The sequence below is a fragment of the Gryllotalpicola reticulitermitis genome (genome assembly GCF_042651345.1).
Lineage (GTDB): Bacteria > Actinomycetota > Actinomycetes > Actinomycetales > Microbacteriaceae > Gryllotalpicola > Gryllotalpicola reticulitermitis.
This window is the reverse complement of the sequence record NZ_JBHSCN010000002.1, coordinates 460,155-474,135: the sequence shown is the minus strand read 5'-3', so window position 1 is coordinate 474,135 and position 13,981 is coordinate 460,155. Positions and strand designations below refer to the sequence as shown.

Genomic DNA, 13,981 nt, shown 5'->3' with positions numbered 1-13,981 from the left:
AGCGCGGCTCGATTTGTAAAGGCGAATTGATAAACCTAGACTTATTGATATGCACGAAGGATCCGGGGCTGACGAACTGGCAGCAGCGCTGCTGACGAGCATCCGTCTCCTCGTCAGCGACGCACGCAAAGCGCGGCCGCACGGCGGCCTGACTCAGTCCGAGATGGCCGCGCTCATCGACATCCGGCGCGCGGCCGAGACCACCTCGGGTGCGCTCGCCCGCAAGGCCGGCGTCAGTGCGCAGGCGATGGGCGCGACCATCGCCGCCCTCGAGGCGCGCGGCCTCATCGAGCGCGAGAAAGACGCGGACGACGGGCGTCGCATCCTGCTGCGCCTGACGGATGCCGGGTCCGAGGTCATCGACGCGCGGCGTGACGCCCGCGTGAACGCGATCGTGCGCGTACTCACCGAAGACTTCAGCGCCGCGGATCGTGCGACGCTCAGTGCTGCAGCCCCGCTGCTGCAGAGATTGGCAGAGAGCCTGTGACAACCGCATCGGCGACGACAGCCAAGAGGAGCGACCGCTACCGCTGGATCGCTCTCACGAACACGACGATGGCGGTCTTCATGTCGAGCCTCGACGGCTCGATCGTGCTCATCTCCATGCCGGCCATCTTCCGTGGCATCCACCTCGACCCGCTCGCGCCGTCGAACATCGTCTTCCTGCTGTGGATGATCATGGGGTACCGCCTCGTGCAATCCGTGTTCGTGGTCGCCGTCGGCAAGTTCGGCGACATGTTCGGGCGCGTGCGCATCTACAACAGCGGATTCCTGGTCTTCACGATCTCGAGCGTGCTGCTGTCCTTCGACCCGATGCGGGGCACGCACGCCGCGCTGTGGCTGATCGCGTGGCGGCTCGTGCAGGCGTTCGGCGGCTCGATGCTGACCGCGAACTCCCAGGCGATCCTGACCGACGCGTTCCCGCGGGAACGCCGCGGCTTCGCGCTCGGCATCAACCAGGTCGCGGGCCTCGCCGGCATGTTCATCGGCTTGACCGCGGGCGGCCTGCTGGCCGCGTGGGATTGGCGCAGCGTGTTCTGGGTGAACGTGCCGGTCGGCATCGTCGGGACCTTCTGGGCGTACTTCATGCTGCGCGACAACGGCGAGCGCCACCCGGGGCGCATGGACTGGTGGGGCAACCTCACCTTCGCGACCGGCCTCTCGGCCGTGCTCATCGCGATCACCTTCGGCATGCAGCCGTATGGCGGTCATGCCATGGGGTGGACGAATCCCTGGGTGCTCGGCGGCCTGATCGGAGGCGTGCTGGTGCTCGCCGTCTTCGTCTGGGTCGAGCTCACCGTGCACGACCCGATGTTCGAGCTGCGGCTGTTCAAGATCAAGGCGTTCGCCTTCGGCAACGTCACGCGCTTCGGCGGCAGCCTGGCCCAGGGCGGTCTGCAGTTCATGCTCGTCATCTGGTTGCAGGGCATCTGGCTGCCCTTGCACGGCTTCTCGTATGAGTCGACGCCGCTGTGGGCCGGCATCCTGATGCTTCCGCTGACGTGCGGATTCCTCATCGCCGGCCCGATCTCGGGTGCGCTCTCCGACCGTTTCGGTGCGCGGCTCTTCGCCACCGGCGGCATGGTCGTGTTCGGCCTCTCCTTCGTCGGGCTGATCTTCCTGCCGGTCGACTTCTCCTACTGGACGTTCGCGGCGCTTCTCGCCCTCAACGGCATCGGCATGGGCATGTACTCGGCGCCGAACTCGGCAGCCATCATGAGTTCCGTGCCGGCGCGCTACCGCGGTGTCGCGAGCGGCATGCGTGCCACGTTCCAGAACTCCGGCACGTCACTGTCGATCGGCGTGTTCTTCTCGCTGATGGTCGCGGGGCTCGCCCAGTCGCTGCCGCACACGCTCACGAGCGGTCTGGCTACGCACAGCGTGCCTCAGGCGGTGGCCGAGAAGATCGGTTCGCTGCCGCCGGTCTCGTCGCTGTTCGCGGCGATGCTCGGCACGAACCCGGTGCAGTACATGCTGCAGACCTATCACGTGCTCGGCCAGCTGCCCGCCGAGGCCCGCAGCATCCTCACCGGCCACACGTTCTTCCCCAGCCTGCTGGCCGGACCGTTCCACGACGGCCTCATCGTGGTGTTCAGCGTCTCGGCCGCGATCTCGCTGATCTCCGCCGTGGCGTCGGCCCTGCGCGGCACCGGCGTCGCCGTCGACAGCGAAGAGCAGCTTCCCGGCACCGCCGGGCAGACCCCCACCCTCGAAAAGGAGAACGCATGAGCATTCAGCTCGAGCAGACCCCCGCCCTCGTCGTGATCGATCTGCAAGAAGGGCTGCGCGGTTACCCGACCGTGCACCCCTTCGACGAGGTCGTCGCCAACTCCGCGAAGCTTGCCGACGCGTTCCGCGCCCAGGGTCTCCCGGTCGTGCTCGTGAACGTCGAGGGCGCGGCTCCCGGTCGCACGGCACGCAACCCCGAAGGCGGTGCGCACACCCTGCCCCCTCACACCACGGTGCTCGTGCCCGAGCTGAATCAGCAGGCGAGCGACATCACGGTCACCAAGCGCACGCTCGGCGCGTTCCTGTCGACCGACCTCGATGCGAAGCTCAAGGCCGTCGGCGCCACGCAGATCGTGCTGACCGGCATCTCGACGACCTCGGGCGTCGAGTCGACCGCGCGTTCGGCCTACGAGCTCGGCTACCACGTGGGCTTCGTGCTCGACGCGATGACCGACGTGAGCGAGGCCGCGCACGACGCGTCGATCGAGCATCAGTTCCCGAAGCTCGGTGAGCTCGGAACGACGGACGAGGTCCTGCAGGCGCTCTCAGCCCGCTAGACGCGGCTTCTCACCCGGCGCGGCCGGGGTCAGGGTCGAGCACGCGAAGTCTCCATTCGGGGAACGTCGCCTGCTCGAACGGGCCCCGGCCGTCTGCCGTGTACGACGCCTCATCGAACGCCACCGTCCAGTACCGGGGTCGCTGCAGGCCGGGGTACGGCGCAAGATCCTTGTTGCCCGGCGCGATGACCACGCCGACCGGGTCGTCTTCGAAGGCATCCGTCTGCTGTGCGGAGTTCACGACCGCGACGAGCATGCCGATCCCCACCGCGGGGCCGCGGGGCACTGGGCTTTTCGGGAAGATGCGGTCGAGCCAGTTCACGTCATCAGGCTACGTCCGGCCCGACCCGCAGACTGGCTGCGTACTCGCAGCATCCGCTGATCTCACGAGTCAGTAGGCATGCACGTCGTGGCCCGACCACAGGTCGCCGACCTCGACCTGCTGCACCTCGTGGCCGCCGAGATACGACTGACCGGCCGACTCTCCGTGCAGTGTTCCGGTGAACTCGGGCCAGTGCTGCCGCCCGACGACGACCGGCATGGTCGAACGGCCCGAAAACGCCGCCTGCCGCAGCGTGGTGCTGGCGACGGCGTTCAGCAAGCGCCTCACCACCGCGACCGGAAGACCGGGGAAGTCGACGAGCGTGATCACGGCGGCGCAGACCGACGGCGGCGCGGATGCCTCGAGTTGACGCATCCCCGCGCGCAATGACGTGCCGAGTCCGTCGGTCCAATGCGGCTCTGTCACGGTCGAGATGCGGGGATCGGTCGGCACGAGCTCGCGCGCCTCGATCGCCGACGCGCCCAGGACGACCGTCACCTGCGAGCAGCCGCCGGTGAGCAGCTTCTCAGCGGCGAGCTGAACCCACGGCGTGCCGTCAGCGGCACGAGCGAGCGCTTTCGGCACGCCGAAGCGCGTGCCCGCGGCCGCCGCGAGGACGATGCCTGCCGAGGGGGTCGCAACAGCCATAGTCGTAAGTTACATCGGCATGACGGGGGCGCCGCACCACAGGCCTCAGCCGCTCAGCGCACGTGGTCGCCGCCGCGCAGCTGGTCGAGAGCGTGCGCGTAGAACCCGTCGAGCACCTCGAGGCCGTCACGAACGCCGCCGGTCGAGCCTGGCAGGTTGACGATGAGCGTGCGGCCGGAGACACCCGCGATGCCTCGCGTCAGCAGCGCGTGGGGGCTGTGCTGCGCACCGTGCCGCCTGACCTCTTCGGCGAAGCCGGGCAGTTCGAGCTCGATGACGGCGCGCGTGTATTCGGGCGTGCGGTCGGTGGGGCTCACGCCGGTGCCGCCGGTCGTGATGACGAGGCGCAGCTGCGCCGCGACGGCGCCCCGGAGCGCCGCTTCGACGCCGGGCCCGTCGGGCACGACGCGTCGCGACGCGTCGAAGCCGCGGCTCGTGAGCCATTCGACGATCAGGGGCCCGGTCTTGTCGTCGTAGACGCCGGCCGCAGCCCGCGTCGAGACGGAGAGGGCGAGCGCCGTCATGCCGCCCGCCATTCGCCCGACTTGCCGCCGTCCTTCTCGAGCACGCGCACGTCGCTGATGACGGCGGCCTTGTCGACGGCCTTGATCATGTCGTAGACGGTGAGCGCGGCGACCGTCACCGCGGTCAGCGCCTCCATCTCGACGCCCGTGATGCCGACCGTCTTCACACTCGCGCGGATCTCGACGCGGTCGCCGTGCACCTCGAGATCGACCTCGATGCCGGTCAGCGGCAGCGGGTGGCAGAGGGGCACGAGATCCGGCGTGCGCTTGGCGGCCATGATGCCGGCGATCCTCGCCACGGCGAGGGCTTCGCCCTTCGGAAGGCGGCCGGCGGCGATGCGATCGATGACATCGGGGCGGGTGATGACGGATGCCTGCGCCACGGCTCGCCGCTTCGTCGGCACCTTCTCACTCACGTCGACCATGTGCACGGCGCCATCGGCGCGCACGTGCGTCAGGCCGGTCGTGTTGTCGTCAGTCATCGATCCTCCACAGTTCGACGAGGTCACCGGCCTCGGCGCGGGCGACGCCGACGGGCAGGTGCACGAGGGCCTGCGATCCTGCGTATGCCGCGATCAGATGCGAGCTCGGGCCACCCACGAGTTCGACGCGGCCGTCGGCGTCCAGGCGCCCGCGACGCACCTGGTGCTTGGCTGGCGGCGAGTCGACGGAGATCGCGAGCGGGGCCCACTGCACGGGCCGCGGCCCGCGTAGCAACGGCCGCAGGAAGAGTTCGAAGGACACCAGCACGCTGACCGGGTTCCCGGGGAAGGCGAGCACCGGTGTCGGGCGGCCGGCGATCGTGGCGACGCCGAGGCCCTGCGGACCTCCGGGCTGCATGGCGACCGCACCGAACGTCAGCCCGAGCGGCTCCAGCGCGTCGCGCACCACCTCGTGCGCGCCGACGCTGACGCCGCCGCTCGTGATGACGAGGTCGACCGGCCCCGCCGAGTCGAGAGCGAATCGCAGGTGGCCCGGATCGTCGCTGTCGACGGTCGCGGCGAGCGCGACGGCGCCGGCCTCCGTGACGGCGGCCGCGAGCGAGGTCGAGTTCGCGTCGTAGATCTTGCCGGGTGCGAGCGGCGTGCCGGCGGCGGCGAGCTCGGCGCCGGTGGAGACGATGAGGACGCGCGGCCGGGTGAGCACCGACACCTCGATGACGCCGGCGGCGGCCAGCGCGCCGAGCTGCGGCGGCCCGAGCCGGGTGCCCGAGGCGAGCAGCACGGTGCCGGCGACCAGGTCGCTGCCGTGCGCCCGCACGAACGTGCCGGCGGCGACCGGCTCTCGGAGCCTGATCTCGCTGCCGACCGGAGCGAACTCGCCCGCGTCGGACACCGCTTCGATGGGAACGACGGCGTCGGCGCCCCGCGGCAGCGGCGCCCCCGTCATGATCGCGACCGCGCCGCCTTCGAATGCGGCGATGCCGTCGCCGGCGGCGATGTGCCCCGTCACCCGCAGCGCGCCTGATGAGGCATCCGCTCGCACCGCGTAGCCGTCCATCTGCGAGTTGTCGAACGGCGGCAGGTCGATGGGCGTCGTGACGTCAGCGGCGAGGATGCGGCCGAGCGCGGCACCGAGAAGCACGCGTTCGGGCGCGGGGTGCCAATGGTCCGAGATGAGCGCGCGGACGCGGGCACGGTGTTCGTCGACCGAGGTCATGCCTCCATACTGGCGCGCGCTGCCGTTTCGCGCCCGCCGCGGCCGCCGAACAGCAGCGCGAGCTCGGCGCCGGCGGCGGCGCGCCAGGGGCGCCCGGCGACGAAGACCACGACCAGCGCGACCACGATCAGCACGAGGGAGAGAGCGACGGCGGCGTCGGGGTCCGTGTTGTTGCGCAGGTAGATCTCGAGGGGGAGCGTGCGCGTCACGCCCTGCAGCGAGCCGGCGACGGTGATCGTCGCACCGAACTCCCCGAGCGAGCGGGCGAAGCTCAGCACGGCACCCGAGATCAGCGCCGGACCGAGCGCCGGGAGCGTGATCTTCTGCAGCACCTGGGTGCGGCTGGCGCCGTACGCGAGCGCGATCTCGTCGTGGTTGGAGGTCTCACTGCGCAACGCGCCCTCGAGGCTGATGACGATGAACGGCAGCGAGACGAACGACTGCGCCAGCACGACCGCCGCCGTCGTGAACGGGACCTGCCAGCCGAGCTGCTCGAGCAGCGGGCCGAGCAGGCCCTGCCGCCCGACCGTGTACAGCAGCGCAAGACCGCTCACGACCGGCGGAAGGACGAGCGGCACGAGCACGAGCGCGCGGCCGATCGACTGGCCCGGAAAGTGGCCGCGGGCGAGCACGATCGCCATCGGCACGCCGAGCACGACGCAGATGACCGTCGACATCGCGGCCGTCTCGAGGCTGAGCACGAGGGCGGCGACGGATGCCTGCGAGGTGATCAGCCTCACGAAATGCGCCCAGTCGACGTGCGTCACGATCGCCGCGAGCGGCAGCAGCACGAACAGGGCCCCGACACCGACCGGCACCCAGAGCCAGCCCGGATACGTGCGGCCGCCCGGACTCATTGCGGCGGGGCGCCGAACCCGGCCGCCTTGAGCAGCGCCTGCCCGGGCGCCCCGGTGACGTAGCTCACGAACTGCTTGGCGAGGGCCGCATGCTTGGAGCCCTGCGTCGCCGCGATCGGGTAGGTGTTGACGACCTGCTTGGCCTCGGGGAAGTTCACCCCTGTCACCTTGGAGCCGGCGCCCTGCACATCCGTCACATACACGACGCCGGCGTCGGCGTCGCCGCTCTCGACCTTGGCCAGCACGTTCGTGACGCTCTGTTCCTGGCTCACCGGCTTGAGCTTCACGCCCGTGTTCTTCTCGACCTGCTCGAGCGCGTTGCCGCACGGCACGCCGTCGGCGCACACGACGACCTTCACACCCGATTTGGCGAGGTCGGCGAACGACGAGATGTGCGCAGGATTGCCGGGGGGTGTGGCGATCTCGAGGATGTTCGTGGCGAAATCCGCGGGAGTGCCCGCGATGAGCGACTTCTTCACCGCGTTCTGCATGTTCACCTCGTCGGCCGAGGCGAAGACATCGGCGGGTGCGCCCTGTGCAAGCTGCTCGACCAGTGTCGAGGAGCCGTCGAAGTCGTACTTGACGGTCACGCCGGGGTTCGCCTTCTCGAACGCGGCGCCAAGGGTGTTGAACGTCGCGGTCAGCGACGCCGCGGCGAACACGGTGAGCGTCTGCGGCGCCGGCGTCTTGCTCGCCGTGGAATTGCTCGCCCCCGAGCCGCTGCTCGAGCATCCGCTCACCGCGAGCAACGCTGCCGCTGCGATCGCCGCCAGTCCCAACCCACGCTTCATCTGCCGTCTCCCATCGTCTCGACGCTGACGTTCGTCGCCTTGACGACCGCCGTCGCCAACGAGCCGACCTCGAGGCCGAGCTCCCGCGCACCCTCCGCGCTGATCAGCGACACGACGCGGTGCGGGCCGGCCTGGATGTCGACCTGCGCCATCACTCCGTCGATCTGCACGCGCGTCACGATTCCGACGAAGTGGTTGCGCACGGAGCTGTTCACCGGGGAGGGGTCCGGAGCCGTCTTGGCGCGCTCGATCGCGACCCGCGCGAGGCTCGCGCCGTCGACGGTCTGAGGGCCGTCGACCGCATCGGATGCCTCGAGCTCGCCTCGCTCGATGAGACGCCGCACGGTGTCGTCACTGACTCCGAGCAGCGCCGCCGCGTCTGAGACCCGCAGTTGCGTCACATTGCGGACTCTACCGCCGCACGTGCGTCTAGTCTGCCTCGGGCGTGAAGTTCAGCGCGATCGAGTTCATGCAGTAGCGGTCGCCGGTCGGCGTGCCGAAGCCGTCGGGGAAGACGTGGCCGAGGTGGGAGTCGCAGTTCGCGCAGCGCACCTCGGTGCGGACCATGCCGAGCGAAGTGTCCTCGATCAGCTTGACCGCCTCGGGGCGGACGCTCTCGTAGAACGACGGCCAGCCACAGCCCGAGTCGAACTTCGTGCCGCTTTTGAACAGCTCTGCGCCGCACGCGCCGCACGTGTAGATGCCGGCGCGCTCCTCGTCGAGGAGTTCACCCGTCCATGCGCGCTCGGTCGCGGCCTGGCGCAGCACCGCGTACTGCTCGGGGCTGAGTTCTTCCCGCCACTCGGCATCGCTCTTCGAGGCCGTGGTGCGGGCGGATGAGACGTCAGACATGCTCGTTTCCTCTCAAGAGACGGGAAGTTGGGCGTCGTGCTCCCTCATGTGGACGAATCCGGAAGCCCGACATCACCCTAAACGCGGGGGCACCCGCTGGTGTTCCTCATGTCGGCATGTGTTCCCGGCTCGCGGCGATGTGATCGCTACCCTGTCCCCATGCCGCCCGGATTGAGCGACCTCGAGGTCGCGGTGCTCGACTTCGAGAGGAACTGGCTCGCAGGGCCGGCCGCGAAGGAGCAGGCGATCCGCACTCAGTTTTCCCTTTCGGCCGCCCGCTACTATCAGATCCTCGGTCGGCTGATCGAGACCCCGGCCGCACTCGTTCACGACCCACTACTCGTGAAGCGCCTGCTGAGGCAACGGGACGAGCGACGTGAGCTCCGAGCCGCGCGCGTGCGGCCGATCGACTGAGCCCGAACGCCAGGAAGGACAGCCGAGCGCGCATGCCCCAGCAATACCCGAGGGATCGCTTCGACCTCATACCGGCCGAGTTGCAGCGTGTCGGTGCGCACCGCACGCCGAAGAAGCGCCTCAGGGGCAGCCCGTGGATCATCTCGTGCGCCGTTGCGATCGTCGTGATCATCGCGGCCGGCTGGATCTATCTTCGTGTTCTCGATCACAGAGTCTTCGGCGGCACCAACGGCGTGAATCCTGCAGCCACGGGGACGCCGAATCCGACGGGGTCACCGACGCCGAGCGCCACGGCCACCTCGACTCCGACAGCGACGCCGACCCCCACCCCGACGCCGACGATGGTGCCGACGGCGCCGCTCGCGGTGCTGAACGGCTCGCGGCGTGCAGGTCTTGCCGCCGGCGCGAAGACGAAGCTCCTCGCCGCGGGCTGGAACTCGATCGTGACCGGCAACGCGCCGCAGAGCGGCATCGCCACGTCGACCGTCTACTACGCCGACCCGTCGCTGCGCGGCATCGCTCTCGGCGTCGCCCAGGCGCTCGGGATCGGGTCGGTCACGCAGGCGGCCCTGCCGTCGAACGCAGCGAACGTGCAGGTCGCCGTGGTCCTCGGTTCCGACTACCAAGGCTGACCGGCGCGTTTCGCGGATGTGACGCCTTGCGGACGCCACCGTAACCATTCGCGTGATTCGGCCGTCGAGGTTGCTTCGCGTACCCGTCGTCTCGCTACGATCAGCGAAAAAGCTGGCACTACGCAATGGAGAGACGATGGCGAACGGGACCGTCAAGTGGTTCAACGCTGAAAAGGGCTACGGGTTCATCACGGCCGACGGCGGGCAGGACGTGTTCGTCCACTACTCGGCGATCGACATGAGCGGCTACAAGACGCTCGAAGAGGGCCAGCTGGTCGTGTTCGAGCTCGGCACCGGGTCGAAGGGCCCGCAGGCCGAGGGCGTTCGGCTCGCGTAGCGCGGGGGACTTCGGCATGCCGCCCGGCCGGCGCCGGGCGGCATCGCCATTTAAGACATGTGACGGATGCCGCGTCGTTTTCTTGCACTCTCGGGGGGTGAGTGCCAGAATCGCTACTAGCACTCGTTCTATTGGAGTGCTAACGACCTCTTTCGCTGCTACGTCCGGGAGGGACGAGAAACAACCATGGCAAAGATCATTGCTTTCGACGAGGAAGCGCGTCGTGGACTCGAGCGCGGCCTCAACCAGCTCGCTGACGCCGTCAAGGTGACCCTTGGCCCGCGCGGCCGCAACGTCGTCCTCGAGAAGAAGTGGGGCGCTCCCACGATCACGAACGACGGTGTCTCCATCGCTAAGGAGATCGAGCTCGACGACCCGTACGAGAAGATCGGCGCCGAGCTGGTCAAGGAGGTCGCCAAGAAGACCGACGACGTCGCGGGTGATGGCACCACGACCGCGACCGTGCTCGCCCAGGCGCTCGTGCGCGAGGGCCTTCGCAACGTCGCCGCCGGCGCCGACCCGATCAGCCTGAAGAAGGGCATCGAGAAGGCCGTCGCGGCTGTCACCGAAGAGCTCATCGCCGGCGCCAAGGAGGTCGAGACGAAGGAGCAGATCGCTGCGACCGCCTCTATCTCCGCCGCAGACCCCGAGATCGGCGAGCTGATCGCCGAGGCGATCGACAAGGTCGGCAAGGAGGGCGTCGTCACCGTCGAGGAGTCGAACACCTTCGGCACCGAGCTCGAGCTGACCGAGGGCATGCGCTTCGACAAGGGCTTCCTGTCGCAGTACTTCGTGACGGACCCCGACCGCCAGGAGGCCGTGTTCGAGGAGCCGTACGTTCTCATCGCCAACCAGAAGATCTCCAACATCAAGGACCTTCTGCCTGTCGTCGACAAGGTGATCCAGGCTGGCAAGCAGCTGCTGATCATCGCCGAGGACGTCGACGGTGAGGCGCTCGCGACCCTGATCGTGAACAAGATCCGCGGCATCTTCAAGTCGGTCGCCGTCAAGGCCCCCGGCTTCGGTGACCGCCGCAAGGCCCAGCTGCAGGACATCGCGATCCTGACCGGCGGCCAGGTCATCTCCGAGGAGATCGGCCTCAAGCTCGAGAACGTCACGCTCGACCTGCTGGGTCAGGCGCGCAAGGTCGTCATCACCAAGGACGAGACCACCATCGTCGAGGGTGCCGGCGACGCCGAGCAGATCGCCGGCCGCGTGCAGCAGATCCGCAACGAGATCGAGAACACCGACAGCGACTACGACCGCGAGAAGCTCCAGGAGCGTCTCGCCAAGCTCGCGGGCGGCGTCGCCGTCATCAAGGCGGGCGCGGCCACCGAGGTCGAGCTCAAGGAGCGCAAGCACCGCATCGAGGACGCCGTTCGCAACGCGAAGGCTGCCGTCGAAGAGGGCGTCGTCGCGGGTGGTGGTGTCGCCCTGATCCAGGCCGGCAAGATCGCCTTCGAGAAGCTCGAGCTCGTCGGTGACGAGGCCACTGGCGCGAACATCGTCAAGGTCGCCATCTCGGCCCCGCTCAAGCAGATCGCCCTGAACGCGGGCCTCGAGCCGGGTGTCGTCGCGGCGAAGGTCGCCGAGCTGCCCTTCGGCCACGGTCTCAACGCCGCCACCGGTGAATACGGTGACCTGCTCGCGCAGGGCATCATCGACCCGGCGAAGGTCACCCGCTCGGCGCTGCAGAACGCGGCGTCGATCGCCGGCCTGTTCCTCACCACTGAGGCGGTCGTCGCCGACAAGCCCGAGAAGGCTGCGGCGGCTCCGGCCGACCCGACCGGCGGCATGGACTTCTAAGTCCACAGGCCGTCGGCCACAGCTCGTCTCTGACGAATCAGCGAAGAGGGGCGCTCCCGCAAGGGAGCGCCCCTTTCGTCGTCTCGTCGCCCGCGGCTACAGCCCGGCGGCGAACATCTGGTAGTTGCGCAACTCGCTCTCCTGGTACTGCTGGGCAGCCGTCGCGAGCACGTGCTGCAGCTGAACCATCTGGGTCTCGATCGTGCGCTGAGTGGCCGTCCAGTTGGCGAGCACCTGCTGGAACGCGTTCGCCGCCTGGCCCGACCATGAGCCCTGCAGGGCGGTCAGAGTGGCCGTCAGTTGGGTGGCGTCACCACGCAGCTGCTCGAGCGTCGCCTGAGCGGTGCGGGTGGCGTCGAGCACGGCAGTGCTGTCGACCTGGAACGTGGTCATGGCATCCTCCGAAGGTTGAGCGAAAGCGGATGCCGCGACGCTACCTGCGGCGAAGCATCCGTCGCCTGCCCGAAGCCGCCGGCTGTGGAGAAGTCGGCCGCGCCGCGGCCTGTGGGCGAGAAGTCGGCTCAGCCGACGGCGAGCGGCAGCAGCACGCGGAAGGTCGCGCCCCCGCCCGGTGTCTCGACAACGTCGACGGCGCCCTTGTGGGCGGCGATGATCGACGTCACGATCGCGAGCCCGAGCCCGCTGCCCCCGGTCTCGCGGGTGCGCGACGTGTCGGCGCGCCAGAACCTCTCGAAGATCTTCTCGCGGATCTGCGGGGGCACGCCTTCGCCGTGATCGACCACCTCGAGGCTCGCGCGCCCCGCCCGCGGGTCCGCCGACACGCGGATCTCGATGGGCGAGCCGCCCGGGGTGTATCGCACGGCGTTGCCGATGAGATTGCCGAGCACCTGGCGCAGCTTGTTCTCTTCGCCCATCACCAGCGCAGGAACGGTGCGCGGCTCGGGAATGTCCTCGAGCTGCAGTGGGATGGTCTCGGCGAGCGCGATCTCGACGCGGCGCGTCTGGGGGCGGCGGCGCAGGCGCGCGAGAGCGGATGCCGTGAAGCCGACGGGCCCGGTGCCCCCCTCACCGCTCGTGCTGCGCTGCGGCAGGCGGATGCCGCTACGGGTGGTCGCGCGCGTGCGGCCGGTCGTGGTCGGCGCGGGCTCGCCGCCGACGATGGGCAGCACCGCCGTGGGCGTCGGGTCGACAGCGGCCGACAGACCGGAAACGGGGGGCTCCGCGTGCGGCAGGTCCGCGATCACCCGGAACTGACGCGCGGGGTGCGCCGCCCGGGCGTCCATCGCGGCGTCGTAGGCGAGCGGTAGCAGGTCGACGTGGGCGAGCTGCAACGGCCGGGTCTCATCGAGGCGCGCCAGTTCGAGCAGGTCCTCGACGAGGCCGCCCATGCGCAGCGCCTCTTTCTCAATGCGCTCCATCGCGCCCGCGACGGCGTCTTCGTCCTGCAGGGCGCCCATGCGGTACAGCTCGGCGTAGCCCCGCACCGACACGAGCGGCGTGCGGAGCTCGTGGCTCGCATCGCCGACGAAGCGACGCATCTGCTCGATCGTTCCGGCGCGGTCTTTGAATGCCCGGTCGATGCGCGACAGCATCGTGTTGAGCGATCGATTGAGGCGCCCCACCTCGGTGTTCGGCTCCGCTCCGCCGAGGCGCTGACTGTAGTCGCCGTCGGCGATCGCCGCGGCCGTGCGCTCGACCTGACGCAGCGGAGCGAACGTCGTCGTCACGAGCATGCGGGTGAGCACCGCGCCGACGACTACGACGATCACGCCGAAACCGAGGAAGATCGTGAGGTACGCCGCCATGAGCACGTCGATGGAACCGGTCGACGTCGCGACGATCGCCGAGCCGTTCGACCCGTCGGAGCTGTACTGCAGGTTCACGCACCGTGCGCGGTATTGCACCGTGCCGTCGTTGCTCTGCAGGTCGAACGCGTCGCCCTCCTTGCAGAGCGACTGCATCGACGCGGGCAGCGAGGTATCGATCGCCGGCCGCACGGTGCTCGATTTGTCACGCCAGTTGTACGACAGCAGCTTGCCGTTCGAGTCGTAGAGGGCGAGGAAGTACGCGCTCGAGTCGCCGTCGGATTTTGCGGTGTCGTTGCTGGTCGACTCGGCTGCGACCATCGCATTGATGCTCGCTACGGTCGACGCGGCCTGAAGCTGCTGATCGAGCTGAGAGATCAGCACCGGCTTGAACAGCAGCGTGGTGCCGATGCCGGTGAGCAGCAGCCCGAAGGTGAGCACCAGCACCGTCACGCCCGTGATCTTGGTACGCAACGAGATCGCGTTCCACGCGGCGAGCAGTGAGCGGTGCATAGACCTCGAAAAGTACCCCGGGTTGCTGGATGTGGACCGCTAAGGGTGAGGACCCGGTGGGTCGGCACCGCGTC

Annotated in this window: 18 protein-coding genes; 7 read left to right on the top strand and 11 right to left on the bottom strand. The window is 69.0% G+C overall.

Annotated elements, in window-relative coordinates; all coding sequences use genetic code 11:
• The first annotated feature begins 49 nt into the window (after positions 1 to 49).
• Genes ACFOYW_RS02765 through ACFOYW_RS02755 form a run of 3 tightly spaced genes read left to right on the top strand, consistent with a single transcriptional unit; the run spans position 50 to position 2,786 of the window.
• Positions 50 to 487 (top strand): MarR family winged helix-turn-helix transcriptional regulator, encoded by a 438-nt coding sequence (locus ACFOYW_RS02765; RefSeq protein ID WP_390227088.1) that lies wholly within the window; start codon positions 50 to 52, stop codon positions 485 to 487.
• The gene (locus ACFOYW_RS02760) at positions 484 to 2,229 is read left to right on the top strand and encodes an MFS transporter (protein WP_390227087.1); all 1,746 of its coding nucleotides are present in this window, start codon (positions 484 to 486) and stop codon (positions 2,227 to 2,229) included. The genes ACFOYW_RS02765 and ACFOYW_RS02760 overlap by 4 nt, the downstream gene beginning before the upstream one ends.
• Positions 2,226 to 2,786: an isochorismatase family protein gene (locus tag ACFOYW_RS02755; RefSeq protein WP_390227086.1), complete on the top strand. Its 561-nt coding sequence runs from the start codon at positions 2,226 to 2,228 to the stop codon at positions 2,784 to 2,786. Before ACFOYW_RS02760 ends, ACFOYW_RS02755 begins: the two co-directional genes overlap by 4 nt.
• Positions 2,787 to 2,796: 10 nt before the next feature.
• On the opposite strand, the gene ACFOYW_RS02750 is transcribed toward ACFOYW_RS02755, so the two are convergent.
• The 9 genes from ACFOYW_RS02750 to msrB form a co-directional block, all read right to left on the bottom strand.
• Positions 2,797 to 3,108 carry a hypothetical protein gene (locus tag ACFOYW_RS02750; RefSeq protein WP_390227085.1) on the bottom strand — a complete coding sequence of 104 codons (312 nt, stop codon included), beginning with the start codon at positions 3,106 to 3,108 and terminating at the stop codon, positions 2,797 to 2,799.
• A gap of 69 nt (positions 3,109 to 3,177) precedes the next feature.
• Positions 3,178 to 3,756, bottom strand: a complete 579-nt coding sequence (locus tag ACFOYW_RS02745; protein WP_390227084.1) for a nucleotidyltransferase family protein — start codon at positions 3,754 to 3,756, stop codon at positions 3,178 to 3,180.
• A 53-nt stretch (positions 3,757 to 3,809) separates the two neighbouring features.
• Positions 3,810 to 4,280 carry a MogA/MoaB family molybdenum cofactor biosynthesis protein gene (locus ACFOYW_RS02740; protein WP_390227083.1) on the bottom strand — a complete coding sequence of 157 codons (471 nt, stop codon included), beginning with the start codon at positions 4,278 to 4,280 and terminating at the stop codon, positions 3,810 to 3,812.
• Complete coding sequence (moaC, locus tag ACFOYW_RS02735; RefSeq protein WP_390227082.1) at positions 4,277 to 4,762, bottom strand: cyclic pyranopterin monophosphate synthase MoaC; 486 nt, start codon at positions 4,760 to 4,762, stop codon at positions 4,277 to 4,279. Before moaC ends, ACFOYW_RS02740 begins: the two co-directional genes overlap by 4 nt.
• Positions 4,755 to 5,939, bottom strand: a complete 1,185-nt coding sequence (locus ACFOYW_RS02730; protein ID WP_390227081.1) for a molybdopterin molybdotransferase MoeA — start codon at positions 5,937 to 5,939, stop codon at positions 4,755 to 4,757. The genes moaC and ACFOYW_RS02730 overlap by 8 nt, the downstream gene beginning before the upstream one ends.
• Complete coding sequence (locus ACFOYW_RS02725) at positions 5,936 to 6,796, bottom strand: ABC transporter permease (protein WP_390227080.1); 861 nt, start codon at positions 6,794 to 6,796, stop codon at positions 5,936 to 5,938. Before ACFOYW_RS02725 ends, ACFOYW_RS02730 begins: the two co-directional genes overlap by 4 nt.
• Positions 6,793 to 7,587: a molybdate ABC transporter substrate-binding protein gene (gene modA, locus ACFOYW_RS02720; protein ID WP_390227078.1), complete on the bottom strand. Its 795-nt coding sequence runs from the start codon at positions 7,585 to 7,587 to the stop codon at positions 6,793 to 6,795. The genes ACFOYW_RS02725 and modA overlap by 4 nt, the downstream gene beginning before the upstream one ends.
• Positions 7,584 to 7,988 carry a TOBE domain-containing protein gene (locus tag ACFOYW_RS02715; protein ID WP_390227077.1) on the bottom strand — a complete coding sequence of 135 codons (405 nt, stop codon included), beginning with the start codon at positions 7,986 to 7,988 and terminating at the stop codon, positions 7,584 to 7,586. The genes modA and ACFOYW_RS02715 overlap by 4 nt, the downstream gene beginning before the upstream one ends.
• 28 nt (positions 7,989 to 8,016) lie before the next feature.
• Positions 8,017 to 8,439, bottom strand: coding sequence for a peptide-methionine (R)-S-oxide reductase MsrB (msrB, locus tag ACFOYW_RS02710; protein ID WP_390227076.1), 423 nt, complete (start codon positions 8,437 to 8,439; stop codon positions 8,017 to 8,019).
• A 159-nt stretch (positions 8,440 to 8,598) separates the two neighbouring features.
• Between msrB and ACFOYW_RS02705 the strand changes: the two genes are divergently transcribed.
• The 4 genes from ACFOYW_RS02705 to groL all read left to right on the top strand — a co-directional run bounded on the left by ACFOYW_RS02705 (position 8,599) and on the right by groL (position 11,628).
• The gene (locus ACFOYW_RS02705; RefSeq protein ID WP_390227075.1) at positions 8,599 to 8,853 is read left to right on the top strand and encodes a DUF3263 domain-containing protein; all 255 of its coding nucleotides are present in this window, start codon (positions 8,599 to 8,601) and stop codon (positions 8,851 to 8,853) included.
• A gap of 32 nt (positions 8,854 to 8,885) precedes the next feature.
• The gene (locus ACFOYW_RS02700) at positions 8,886 to 9,485 is read left to right on the top strand and encodes a LytR C-terminal domain-containing protein (RefSeq protein ID WP_390227074.1); all 600 of its coding nucleotides are present in this window, start codon (positions 8,886 to 8,888) and stop codon (positions 9,483 to 9,485) included.
• A gap of 136 nt (positions 9,486 to 9,621) precedes the next feature.
• Positions 9,622 to 9,822: a cold-shock protein gene (locus ACFOYW_RS02695; protein ID WP_390227073.1), complete on the top strand. Its 201-nt coding sequence runs from the start codon at positions 9,622 to 9,624 to the stop codon at positions 9,820 to 9,822.
• A gap of 186 nt (positions 9,823 to 10,008) precedes the next feature.
• Positions 10,009 to 11,628, top strand: coding sequence for a chaperonin GroEL (gene groL / locus ACFOYW_RS02690; RefSeq protein ID WP_390227072.1), 1,620 nt, complete (start codon positions 10,009 to 10,011; stop codon positions 11,626 to 11,628).
• A 96-nt stretch (positions 11,629 to 11,724) separates the two neighbouring features.
• Here groL and ACFOYW_RS02685 read toward each other — a convergent pair whose 3' ends face one another.
• Both ACFOYW_RS02685 and ACFOYW_RS02680 read right to left on the bottom strand, forming a co-directional pair.
• Positions 11,725 to 12,021, bottom strand: a complete 297-nt coding sequence (locus ACFOYW_RS02685; protein ID WP_390227071.1) for a WXG100 family type VII secretion target — start codon at positions 12,019 to 12,021, stop codon at positions 11,725 to 11,727.
• A gap of 128 nt (positions 12,022 to 12,149) precedes the next feature.
• Complete coding sequence (locus ACFOYW_RS02680; RefSeq protein ID WP_390227070.1) at positions 12,150 to 13,907, bottom strand: sensor histidine kinase; 1,758 nt, start codon at positions 13,905 to 13,907, stop codon at positions 12,150 to 12,152.
• Positions 13,908 to 13,981: the final 74 nt, after the last annotated feature.

What these genes read in the sequence shown, in the direction of transcription:
- ACFOYW_RS02765 (WP_390227088.1), top strand. Translation starts at nt 50, where the DNA reads ATGCACGAAGGATCCGGGGCTGACGAACTGGCAGCAGCGCTGCTGACG.
- ACFOYW_RS02755 (WP_390227086.1), top strand. Translation starts at nt 2,226, where the DNA reads ATGAGCATTCAGCTCGAGCAGACCCCCGCCCTCGTCGTGATCGATCTG.
- ACFOYW_RS02745 (WP_390227084.1), bottom strand. Translation starts at nt 3,756, where the DNA reads ATGGCTGTTGCGACCCCCTCGGCAGGCATCGTCCTCGCGGCGGCCGCG.
- ACFOYW_RS02740 (WP_390227083.1), bottom strand. Translation starts at nt 4,280, where the DNA reads ATGACGGCGCTCGCCCTCTCCGTCTCGACGCGGGCTGCGGCCGGCGTC.
- moaC (WP_390227082.1), bottom strand. Translation starts at nt 4,762, where the DNA reads ATGACTGACGACAACACGACCGGCCTGACGCACGTGCGCGCCGATGGC.
- ACFOYW_RS02730 (WP_390227081.1), bottom strand. Translation starts at nt 5,939, where the DNA reads ATGACCTCGGTCGACGAACACCGTGCCCGCGTCCGCGCGCTCATCTCG.
- ACFOYW_RS02725 (WP_390227080.1), bottom strand. Translation starts at nt 6,796, where the DNA reads ATGAGTCCGGGCGGCCGCACGTATCCGGGCTGGCTCTGGGTGCCGGTC.
- modA (WP_390227078.1), bottom strand. Translation starts at nt 7,587, where the DNA reads ATGAAGCGTGGGTTGGGACTGGCGGCGATCGCAGCGGCAGCGTTGCTC.
- msrB (WP_390227076.1), bottom strand. Translation starts at nt 8,439, where the DNA reads ATGTCTGACGTCTCATCCGCCCGCACCACGGCCTCGAAGAGCGATGCC.
- ACFOYW_RS02705 (WP_390227075.1), top strand. Translation starts at nt 8,599, where the DNA reads ATGCCGCCCGGATTGAGCGACCTCGAGGTCGCGGTGCTCGACTTCGAG.
- ACFOYW_RS02700 (WP_390227074.1), top strand. Translation starts at nt 8,886, where the DNA reads ATGCCCCAGCAATACCCGAGGGATCGCTTCGACCTCATACCGGCCGAG.
- ACFOYW_RS02695 (WP_390227073.1), top strand. Translation starts at nt 9,622, where the DNA reads ATGGCGAACGGGACCGTCAAGTGGTTCAACGCTGAAAAGGGCTACGGG.
- groL (WP_390227072.1), top strand. Translation starts at nt 10,009, where the DNA reads ATGGCAAAGATCATTGCTTTCGACGAGGAAGCGCGTCGTGGACTCGAG.
- ACFOYW_RS02685 (WP_390227071.1), bottom strand. Translation starts at nt 12,021, where the DNA reads ATGACCACGTTCCAGGTCGACAGCACTGCCGTGCTCGACGCCACCCGC.
- ACFOYW_RS02680 (WP_390227070.1), bottom strand. Translation starts at nt 13,907, where the DNA reads ATGCACCGCTCACTGCTCGCCGCGTGGAACGCGATCTCGTTGCGTACC.